We start from the raw sequence: 7,357 nt of genomic DNA, 5'->3' as shown, positions 1-7,357 counted from the left end.
CATGACTGGACGAGGACAGCGAACCGCCAAAGGTCACCTTCGGGTACAAATCCGCCTGAACGATATCCACCTGCAGCGAGGCCGCCTGCAATACCCGCTCGGCTTGGCGAATATCCGGGCGACGCGCCAACAACCGCCAGCCATCCCCCACCGGCAACTCGGCATTGAGCTGCGGTACGGCTTCACAGGCCGCGGCCGCGGGTCCTGCTTCAGGTCGGTAACACCGGTCAACATCGCCAGCTCGTACAACGCTACCTGCCGACGCGCTTCGAGCATCGGCAACAAGGCCAGGGTTTCCCCCTGCAGCACCTGCATCCGGGTGTATTCCAGATCAGTCACCAACCCGGCCCGGCGCTGTCGGTCGATCAGCGCAAGGCTTTGCGCAACGACGTCCAGAGAGTCGCGCTGGACCTTGGCTCGCGCGCCCAAGGCACAGGCATTCACATAGGCGCGGGTGGTTTGTGCGGCGACGGTGACGCAGCAGATCTTCCGCATCCTGCGCGGCGGCGGCCTGGACCCGGGCGCGTTCGATGCTGTGCTGAACCTGGCCCCAGATATCCACCTGATAGGCCAGTTCAAAGCCGGGATTGAACTGCCACTGCGAGGGGGCATGGCTATCGGTAGCCTTGGCCAGCGTCTGGTCATCGGCAGATTTGCCGTAAGTGGCGCCGAGTGATGCCTGAGTGGATGGCCAGCGCTCGGCGTCGGCCTGCGTGATCCCGGCCAGCATCGATTGGACATGGGCCTGGGCCGTCGCCAGATCCCGGTTATGGAGCAATGCCTGCTCCACCAGGCGGTCAAGTCTGGGGTCGTTGTACAACCGCCACCATCGTTCGGGCAGCGCTTGGGCGGACACGCCTTGAGGCAAGCTGCTCAGGGGGTTGATGCGCGCCAGATGCGGTTGTGCCGGCTGATGGGTGATCCATGTGGAGCAGCCGGTCAAAAGAATGGCCGCCATGCCCAAGAGCGGAATATGGCCGTGCCACGCGGTAAAAAAAGGCGAGCGCATCGCAAGCATCCAGAGTTCTGAGTAGAGACGCAGGTTATGGGAGCGGCCACTCCCGCTTCTCCTGAGTTCCAGACAACCATCGTTTCGATTAGGACAACTGAACAATCTGCCTTTGAAAACCGTGGGGCTCAGCCTCCAAGCCGCCAAACCACAGACATGCCGAGGCATGGTCGCCCGTAAGGGTCGACCATGCTCGGCAAGGACTATTGGATTTCAAGGAAGGAGCTAGACCGAACGGCAATTGCTCGGGGTGTAACCCATGGTGCGCTTGAACATCGCGGTGAATGCACTGGGGCTTTGGTAACCATGCTCCAGCGCCACTTCCAGAATCGACGCGCCAGAAGCCAATCGCTGCAGACTGAGCAGCAACCGCGTGCGTTTGCGCCACTCGCTGTAGCTCATGCCCAGTTCTTTCTGGAACAAGCGAGCAGGGTCCGTGAACTCATGTTCAGTTGCCCTGCCCAACTTTCCAGCTTCGACTCCTGGGAGGGATTGTCGATAAAGTCGGCACAGAGCGACTTCAGTCGAGGCTCGGCAGGGATAGGTACATGAGCCATTACCGGCTGCGCCCTGGCGAGCTCCGAGAAAATCAGATCGACGATCTGTGCATGGCGCAATCGAGCACCTTCATCATTGAGCTCACCCGCGGCCGCCACGATCAACTCACGCAACAGTGGCGACACCTTGATAACCTGGCATTCTTCCGCCAGGGCGCTGTGGGCACCCGGGGTAATCAGTAACGTGCGCATACGGACGTCGCCCGTCATACGGACCTGATGTTCCCTACCCGAAGGTACCCAGAGCGCATGCCCGGAAGGCACGATCCAGGTCGTGCCAGCTACCGAGACCAGCATCACGCCGTCAATGGCATGCACCAGTTGCCCCTCGTATGCCGATGCGAAGCAACTATGTCGCATGACAGTAGTTACCGGCCAGCGCGGCCAGGGCTGTGTGCGCGTTCATCTCAGGACGGCACCGCTGTGCTCAGCACGTTCAACAGCCCAAGGCGACGCGCGATTGACTGCGCTGGTCAGCGCCTTGAGGGAAGCCAGCAAGCTGCTGCCGTCACGCGCCGCACCAAACAGCAACTGGTTGCCCACGCGAATCTCGACATAGGCCAGTGCCTCCGCTTGCGCGCCATCGCGGGTAGAGTGCTCGTGATAATCCGCGATATCGAAGATCAGGCCACGATGGGCAAAGGCATCGACCAGCGCCGCCAACGGACCGTTGCCCTCACCGCTCAGGTCGATCCTGTCCCTGCCGGCATGCAGCGTTCCCTCCAGGTAGGTCACATCACCTTCGCTGACCAATTTAGGCTGCGCCAGCGTGTAGGGATTCCCCTGATCCAGGTAGTGCTGGGTAAAACACGCCAGTATCATCTCGCCACTGATCTCCTGACCCGAACCGTCCGCCTCCTGCTGGACCAAGCTGCTGAACTCCATCTGCAACCGGCGCGGCATGACAATACCCTGCTGCTCAAGCAGATAGGCAACCCCGCCTTTACCCGATTGGCTGTTGACGCGTATCACCGCCTCGTAGCTGCGCCCCATATCGGCGGGGTCAATCGGCAGGTAAGGAACTTCCAGAAGCCGTCAGGGTTGGCCTGGCGCGCGGCAAAACCTTTCTTGATCGCATCTTGGTGCGAACCTGAAAATGCGGTGAACACCAGCTCACCCGCATAGGGATGACGAGGATGAGTAGGCAGTTGATTACAGTGCTCTACTTCGCGCTGTACGTGAATGATGTCCGAAAAATCAAGCTGCGGGTCTATGCCGCTGGTGTAGAGATTCATCGCCAAGGTCAGGATATCGACGTTGCCGGTTCGCTCGCCATTACCGAACAGGGTGCCTTCCACGCGCTCGGCACCGGCCAGGCACGCTTGCTCGGCGGTGGCGACACCGGTGCCCCGGTCATTATGCGGATGAACACTGATGACAACGCTGTCACGGCGACTGAAATGTCGACAGAACCATTCAATCTGATCGGCAAAGACATTCGCGGTAGACACTTCGACCGTGGTCGGCAGATTCAGGATCATCTTGTTGTCCGGGGTAGGCGCAAAGACGTCCGTCACCGCCTCACAGATTTCCAGGCCGAAATCCAACTCGGTGAAGCAAAAGGTTTCAGGGGAATACTGGAAGGTCCACTGCGTGCCTGGATTGTTCTCCATGTGACGCTTGATCTCTCGAGTCGCCTGCGTGGCGATCTCGATGCAACCCGCACGGTCGACGCCAAACACCACATCACGAAACACCGGCGCCGTGGCGTTGTAGACATGCACAATGGCACGCGGAACCCCTTTTAGCGCTTCGAAAGTCCGCTCGATGAGATGGCTGCGAGCCTGAGTCATGACCTGAATGGTGACATCGTCGGGAATCGCGTTACTGTCAATCAGCTCGCGAACGTAGTCGAAATCGGTTTGCGATGCGGCCGGAAAGCCCACTTCTATTTCCTTGAAACCGACCTTGACCAACAGCTCGAAGAACCGGCGCTTGCGCTCCGCATTCATGGCTCAATCAACGCCTGATTGCCATCACGCATATCAACGCTACACCAGGTAGGCGCCGCTTTCTGGACAAGATTGGGCCATTGGCGGTCCGCCAGGTCCACGGTGGCGAAGTGTCGATATTTGCTGGAAGGATCCTTGAGCATCATGGTGTTTCTCCTTTTTATTTAGAACCGTTTCGTCCGCGGCCGGCCAAGGGGGCTTTGCACCACCGACCTTTGGATCCAATGCTAGTCGAACATAGCTTGATACAAATTGCGAAATCAGATCCGAAAGATAAAAAAAACACTGAAAACACCAATTACAGGCGATTTTTTGGTTTTTACTCCTACTGGAGTCCGATCAAGACCATCTTGGACGCGTGGCAAGCGGACTTACCTACCTTGGCTAAACCTTCCAGTCCATCGTCAACAGACACACCCTCGGCAATGGGCGCGAAAACGGCTGTGGATCATCAGCCCCTCGCATCTTTTGCCTGAACCCAAGAACGTACAAGCAAATCCCTGGGCGGCTGATTATCGTTACTAAACGGGCTAGGGCCCCACTAGCAGGTAGGGGTCCCAAGCGAGGTAACGGTAAAGGATGTCAGGTCAGGAGCCAGCGAAAATGGAATCAGCAATGCCTCGCAAACGCGCCGCGATCATCGGATCGGGAAGCATAGGGATAGATTTGATGTACAAGGCGATGCGTTCTCATCATCTCGATCTGAGAATGGTGATAGGGCGCAGTCCCAATAGCGACGGTCTGGCCAGGGCCCGCGAATTGGGCATTGCAACCTCAGCCGAGGGGATTGAGTTTTTGGCCGAGCACGGCGATGAGCTCGACATTGTTTTCGATGCGACCTCCGCGCAATCTCACCGGATCAACGACCAGGTGTTTCGCAAGGCCAACCTGTTTGCGATAGACATGACGCCCGCGAAGATCGGGGCGATCTGCGTACCGTCGATCAATCTGGACAGCATGGCCAACGAGCGCAACGTGAATCTGATCACTTGTGGCGGCCAGGCAAGCATCCCATTGGCCTATGCGATCGCTCAGTCTTTCCAGTCCCTGGAATATATCGAAGTCGCCTCGACCATCGCGTCAAACAGCGCCGGTCTGGCGACCCGAGAAAACATCAATCAGTACATTTTGACCACCGAACAAGCCTTGCGGCATTTCAGCGGCGCTGGCATGACCAAGGCGGTTCTGAATATCAACCCGGCCAAACCTGGCATCGACATGCAGACGACAGTGTTCGCCAAGGGCAACTATGAATGCATCGAGAAAGTTCGGGCGAGTGTCAGGCAGATGGTTGCTCGCGTTCAACAATATGTTCCCGGCTACCAGATGGTCCTGGAGCCCATCGAATCGAAGGGCCACCTGACCATGAGCGTGACTGTGCGAGGTAGCGGTGATTACCTGCCGGCCTACGCTGGCAACCTGGACATTATCAATTGTGCCGCCATTGCTGTCGCCGAACTCCATTCTGCTTGCTGGGAGCGGGACCGCCGCATGATTACCATTACTGACTGCACTTTGCGCGATGGCAACCATGCCGTGCGACACCAGCTTTCAATAGACCAGATCCGTCAATATGCCGAGCAGGCGGATGCCGCCGGCATCGACATCATTGAAGTGGGCCATGGCAACGGACTCGGCGGCTCTTCGGCGCTGTTGGGGATCAGCAGCGTTAATGACCAGAAAATGCTCGAGACAGCCAGATCAGCGATCCGGCATGGGCGGCTGGGTGTTCATTTCATTCCCGGCTTGGGCAAATCGACAGACCTCGAGCTTGCCATCGATATGGGTGTCGATGTCTTCCGGATCGCCTCTCATTGCACCGAAGCCAACATCACCGCGCCTTATATCGAGTCCGTCAAAAACCAGGGCAAGACCGTTTATGGCGTCCTGATGATGAGCCACATGGCCGAACCGGAAGTGCTCGCCGAACAAGCCTCGCTCATGGCGAGCTACGGCGCCGATGCAATCATTCTCATGGATAGCGCAGGTTACCTTACCCCTGACGATGTGCGCTGGCGGATCCAGGCGATTCAGCAGTTGACCGATACGAAACTGGTTTTCATGCCCACAATAATCTGGGCATGGCTGTGGCGAACTCAATCGCCGCGGTTGAGGAAGGCGCCGAACTGCTGGACGCCTGCATCAAAGGCTTTGGCGCGGGCGCCGGTAATACTCAACTCGAGACCCTGATTGCAGTGCTCAATCGCCTGGGGTATCGGACGCAGTGTTCATTTGAAGCGGCCGCCAGCCTGGCGCGCTCCTCGGAACACTATCTGGATTGCCTGACTCCGCACATTGGGGCTGCCAATATCGCCAGTGGCATTCATGGCCTGTTCTCCGGTTTTGCACCGCATATAAAACGCGCGGCGGAGCAATTCAAAGTGGACGAATTTCAACTCTATCAACTACTGGGTCAACGCAAGTTAGTGGCTGGACAGGAAGACATCATCATCGAGACCGCGGCCAGACTCTCCACCACCAACTGACTCCACTTCAGGAAGTAAATCGATGTCTTTTATTGATAAGCAGGGCATTCGCGCGCCCATGATTCATGAAAAAGTGGCTTATTGGGCGGCACAAACGCCTGATGCTGTCGCCGTACGCAACGTATATGAAACATTGACCTACTCCCAACTTGATCGTGAATCCTCCGCTCTGGCAGCTTATCTGAGAGCCCAAGGTATTCAGGCGGGAGACCTGGTCGGGATTTTTTTCCAGCCGTCTGTGTCGACCCTGGTCTGCATCATCGGGATTCTCAAATGCGGCGCGGCTTATGTACCGCTGGATATTGCCAATCCAGCCTCTCGACTGATGCTGATGATTCAACAACTGGCGAATCTCAAACTCATCTTCGCCACCGCGCAGACCGCCGAGATCCTCAAGGAAGTACCGCTCGCGGTCGCCGAGATCGAATCCTTGCGCCGGCAACTGGCGCAAAGCCCCCATGGCTGAAGCATTTGTCTCGCCGGCCCGGGAGAACGACCTTTGCTACACCGTATTCACTTCGGGTACTACTGGCATTCCCAAGGCTGTCGCCATTACTCATCGCAGCTGGGCGAATCTGATCAACTGGCATGTCAATGAATATGGCCTCGACCAGGAAGCCAACGGCATTTTGGTATCGGCATTCGGCTTCGACATTTCCCAGCGCAGCCTGGTAACACCACTGTATTGCGGCGCGGCAATTTCACTCACCAGCAGTAGCGTGTTTGATGGCTACGAGATTGTCGATCTCATTGAACGTCACCGAATCCGCAGCATTCACCTGGCACCCAGCTCCCTCTATCTGATCATCCAGGCCGGCCAGGCCGGGGACCGCCTGGGGACGCTACGGCATCTGTTTATCGGCGGTGAGGCACTGGCAACCGCCCGGGTGATGGATTGGGCCCGGAAAAAAGGCTCCGCATGCAATTTGATCCACCAGTACGGCGTTGCTGAATGCACGGACGTGGCGACGTCTTACACCATGTCTGACTACCAGACCTATCTGGCCGAAGGCATTCCATGGGCAACCCTGTTGGTAATTGCGTGGACATTCTTGATGACGGATCGTCCGGTTGCCGTGGGAGACATTGGTCAGATCGTGATCTCCGCATGGGTGTCGGCAGAGGCTATCTGAACAACCCTTCTCTGCAGGCGGAACGTTTCAGGCATCCATCGATGACGTCGTGCGTCTCGTCTACTTCACCGGGGATTACGCTCGCGCGTGTCGGACGACAAGTCGATCTGCCTGGGGCGACGAGATAACCAGATCAAGATCCGCGGCATGCTCGTGAATCTGTCCGAGATCGAGAATGGGTTCGCAATGCCTTGCCGGCGATTGAGGATGCCATTGTCTT

The 7,357-nt window shown here is 57.5% G+C and carries 5 protein-coding genes and 3 pseudogenes; 4 read left to right on the top strand and 4 right to left on the bottom strand.

Annotated elements, in window-relative coordinates:
- From PFEN_RS23685 to leuA, 4 genes and pseudogenes are all read right to left on the bottom strand, one after another.
- Positions 1–1,009: pseudogene (locus PFEN_RS23685) on the bottom strand (TolC family protein); the annotation flags it as partial.
- 225 nt (positions 1,010–1,234) lie between these two features.
- Entirely contained in the window at positions 1,235–1,432 is a 198-nt protein-coding gene (locus tag PFEN_RS31640; RefSeq protein ID WP_412071476.1) for a helix-turn-helix domain-containing protein, read from the bottom strand.
- On the bottom strand, positions 1,408–1,884 hold the full coding sequence (locus PFEN_RS31635) for an AraC family ligand binding domain-containing protein (protein WP_412071475.1): 477 nt from the start codon (positions 1,882–1,884) through the stop codon (positions 1,408–1,410). The genes PFEN_RS31640 and PFEN_RS31635 overlap by 25 nt, the downstream gene beginning before the upstream one ends.
- An 89-nt stretch (positions 1,885–1,973) precedes the next feature.
- Positions 1,974–3,664: pseudogene (leuA, locus tag PFEN_RS23675) on the bottom strand (2-isopropylmalate synthase).
- A 433-nt stretch (positions 3,665–4,097) separates the two neighbouring features.
- Here leuA and PFEN_RS30870 point away from each other — a divergent pair.
- From PFEN_RS30870 to PFEN_RS31150, 4 genes and pseudogenes are all read left to right on the top strand, one after another.
- Positions 4,098–5,710, top strand: a pseudogene (locus PFEN_RS30870) (acetaldehyde dehydrogenase (acetylating)); the annotation flags it as partial.
- Between the two features lie 3 nt (positions 5,711–5,713).
- Positions 5,714–6,004 carry a hypothetical protein gene (locus tag PFEN_RS30865; RefSeq protein WP_263596636.1) on the top strand — a complete coding sequence of 97 codons (291 nt, stop codon included), beginning with the start codon at positions 5,714–5,716 and terminating at the stop codon, positions 6,002–6,004.
- Between the two features lie 22 nt (positions 6,005–6,026).
- The gene (locus PFEN_RS31155; protein ID WP_191489073.1) at positions 6,027–6,470 is read left to right on the top strand and encodes an AMP-binding protein; all 444 of its coding nucleotides are present in this window, start codon (positions 6,027–6,029) and stop codon (positions 6,468–6,470) included.
- Entirely contained in the window at positions 6,463–7,137 is a 675-nt protein-coding gene (locus PFEN_RS31150) for an AMP-binding protein (RefSeq protein ID WP_191489072.1), read from the top strand. The genes PFEN_RS31155 and PFEN_RS31150 overlap by 8 nt, the downstream gene beginning before the upstream one ends.
- Positions 7,138–7,357 lie beyond the last annotated feature (220 nt).

This window comes from Pseudomonas sp. FEN, assembly GCF_904067045.1.
In the GTDB taxonomy this organism is placed as follows: domain Bacteria; phylum Pseudomonadota; class Gammaproteobacteria; order Pseudomonadales; family Pseudomonadaceae; genus Aquipseudomonas.
The sequence above is the reverse complement of the archived record's forward strand: the minus strand, read 5'-3'. Positions and strand labels throughout refer to the sequence as shown.

What these genes read in the sequence shown, in the direction of transcription:
- PFEN_RS31150 (WP_191489072.1), top strand. Translation starts at nt 6,463, where the DNA reads ATGGCTGAAGCATTTGTCTCGCCGGCCCGGGAGAACGACCTTTGCTAC.
- PFEN_RS31155 (WP_191489073.1), top strand. Translation starts at nt 6,027, where the DNA reads ATGTCTTTTATTGATAAGCAGGGCATTCGCGCGCCCATGATTCATGAA.